Origin of the sequence: Streptomyces sp. NPDC019396 (assembly GCF_040632375.1) — a bacterium.
GTDB lineage: Bacteria > Actinomycetota > Actinomycetes > Streptomycetales > Streptomycetaceae > Streptomyces.
This window is the reverse complement of sequence record NZ_JBEYBS010000082.1, coordinates 1-2,729: the sequence shown is the minus strand read 5'-3', so window position 1 is coordinate 2,729 and position 2,729 is coordinate 1. Positions and strand designations below refer to the sequence as shown.

Sequence of the window (2,729 nt, the reverse complement as noted above, 5' to 3'; positions counted from 1 at the left end):
GGGCCGCGTACGGTGGTGGAGGAGTTGCTGTGCGGTCTGTTCGCCGATCTCCTGGGACGTGAACAGGTCGGTATCGACGACGACTTCTTCGACCTAGGCGGACACTCGCTGCTCGCCGTCCGGCTCGTCGGCCGCCTCCGCTCCGAGCTGGACGCGGAGATCGACATGCGCACGGTCTTCGAAGCACGCACGCCCGCCGGACTCGCCGCCCGGTTCGCCACCGCGGAGCCCTCCCGGATCCCGCTGAAGCCGCGGACCCGCCCGGGCACCCTGCCGCTGTCCTTCTCCCAGACGCGCTTCTGGTTCCACGGCGAGCTCTCCAGGGACTCCGAAGACCGCGCAGGCGACGCACAGACGATCACCACGGCGCTGCGTCTGTCGGGCGACCTGGACACGGTGGCGCTGCGAGCCGCGCTACGGGACGTGGCCGGTCGCCATGAGAGTCTGCGCACGGTCTTCCGCACCGAGGACGGGGTCGCGCGCCAGTGCGTCCTGGACCTCGGATCCGACTCCGCCGTGGCCCGACTGGAGCTGCCCGTCAGCCGGATCGCACCCGAGCGGACCCCGGCGGCCATCGCCGCCTGGGCATCGGCACAGGGCTTCGACCTCGCGACGGAACCACCGCTGCGGGCCCTCCTGCTGGCCACGGGCGACACCGAACACATCCTGCTGGTGACGATCCACCACATCGCCTTTGACGGATGGTCGGTGGCGCCGTTTCTCCGTGATCTCTCGGTGGCGTACCGTGCGCGGCTGGCCGGCGCCGCGCCGGGCTGGGACGAACTGCCGGTGCAGTATGCCGATTTCACGCTGTGGCAGCGTGAGGTGCTGGGGTCGCCCGAGGACGAGGGCAGTGTTTTCGCGCAGCAGCTCGCCCACTGGCGGCGTGCCCTCGACGGCCTCCCCGAGGAGCTCGCCCTCCCCACCGACCGGCCACGGCCCCCCGTCGCGTCCCATGAGGCGGACTCCGTCCCGCTGCGGCTGGCCTCCCATGACTACGGTCGTCTGACCGCACTGGCCCGACGGCACCGGGCCAGCCTGTTCACCGTGCTGCACGCCGGACTGGCGGCCTTTCTGCACCGGCTCGGCGCGGGCGGCGACATCGCAGTGGGCAGCCCCGTCGCCGGTCGTACCGACGTCGCGATGGACGAGCTGGTCGGCTGCTTCCTCAACACCGTCGTCATACGCACCGACCTGACCGGTGCACCGAGCTTCGAGGCACTCGTGGACCGGGCGCGCGCAGAGGTGCTCGCCGCACTCGACCACCAGGAGGTGCCTTTCGAGAAGGTGGTGGATGCCGTCAACCCGACGCGCAGTCCGGCCCGCCATCCGCTGTTCCAGACCATGCTCAGTCTCCAGAACAACGCGGCGGCCACGGTGGATCTGCCGGGCCTGGAAGTGACGCCGCTGACGGACGGGCGGTACCCGTCGGTCGCCTTCGACCTGCTCTTCGACGTCACCGAGACCGACACCGGGCTCGAGGGACGGCTTGTCTACGCGCGGGATCTGTTCGACCGGGCCACGGCAGAACGTGTGGCGAGCTGGTTCCAGCGGTTCCTCGCGGAGGCGGCCGCCGACCCGGCCCGGCCCGTGACAAGGCTGGACATCATCGCCCCGGCCGAGCGCACGGCGCTGCTCGAAGCGGGTGGTGGCCGCACCCTCGAGGTGAGCACACGGACCGTGCCCGAGTGGCTGAGGCAGCGGGCGAACGAGACCCCGGACGCCATCGCCGCGGTCTGTGGCGACGACTCGCTCAGCTACCGGGAGCTGGACGCCCGATCGCAGCGCCTGGCCCGGTATCTGCTCACACGGGGAGCCGGCCCCGAGCGCCTTGTCGCCGTCGCCATGGAGCGCTCGCTCGATCTGCTCGTCGCCCTCGTCGCCGTACACAGAACCGGAGCCGCGTACCTCCCCGTCGACCCCGGGCACCCCAGGGGACGCATCGCGATGGTGCTGTCCGACGCGGAGCCCGTCCTGGTGCTGTCCGACCGCGCCACCCGCGCCGCGGTGGGTGAGGACGGCTGGCTGGCGCTGGATGACCCCGAGTGGGTCTCCCGGCTCTCCGGCCCGGCCGGCGACGATGCGTCCGTCGACGCACCGGCGGGCGGGATGAGCCCGCACCGCATGGCCTACGCGATCTACACGTCCGGCTCGACCGGCCGGCCGAAGGGCGTCGCCGTCAGCCATCTGAACCTCACCAACCTGCTGGACGCCATGCGCGACCGGCTGCCCCTGGAGCGGGACGACCGATGGCTCGCCGTGACCACCGTCGCCTTCGACATCGCCCATCTCGAACTTCTGCTTCCGGTGCGTGAAGGCGCCTGTGTCGTCATCGCCACCGCCGATGAGGCGAAGGACCCGAGCGCCCTCGCGCGGCTGATCGAGAAGCACACCGTGACGGTGATGCAGGCGACCCCCTCTCTGTGGTCCGTGATCGTCGACAGCGTCCCGGACGCCGTCCGGGGACTGCGCGTCCTCGTGGGCGGCGAGGCTCTCGGCGCAGGGCTCGCGACCGAGCTCACGGAGCGGGCGCGCGAGGTCACCAATGTCTACGGGCCCACCGAGACCACCATCTGGTCGCTGGCCGCATCCCTGCGCAAGGGGGGCCGGGGCGACGGGCGGGCTCCCTCGATCGGGCGTGGGTTGGCGAATACGTGGGTGTATGTGCTGGATGGGTGTTTGGTTCCGGTGCCGGTGGGTGTGGTGGGTGAGTTGTATGTGGCGGGTGC

Annotated in this window: 1 protein-coding gene; it reads left to right on the top strand. The window is 71.3% G+C overall.

The window, feature by feature from the left end; all coding sequences use genetic code 11:
* The coding region (locus tag ABZ532_RS31475; protein ID WP_361291400.1) for a condensation domain-containing protein at positions 1 to 2,729 on the top strand (2,729 nt) is incomplete at both ends.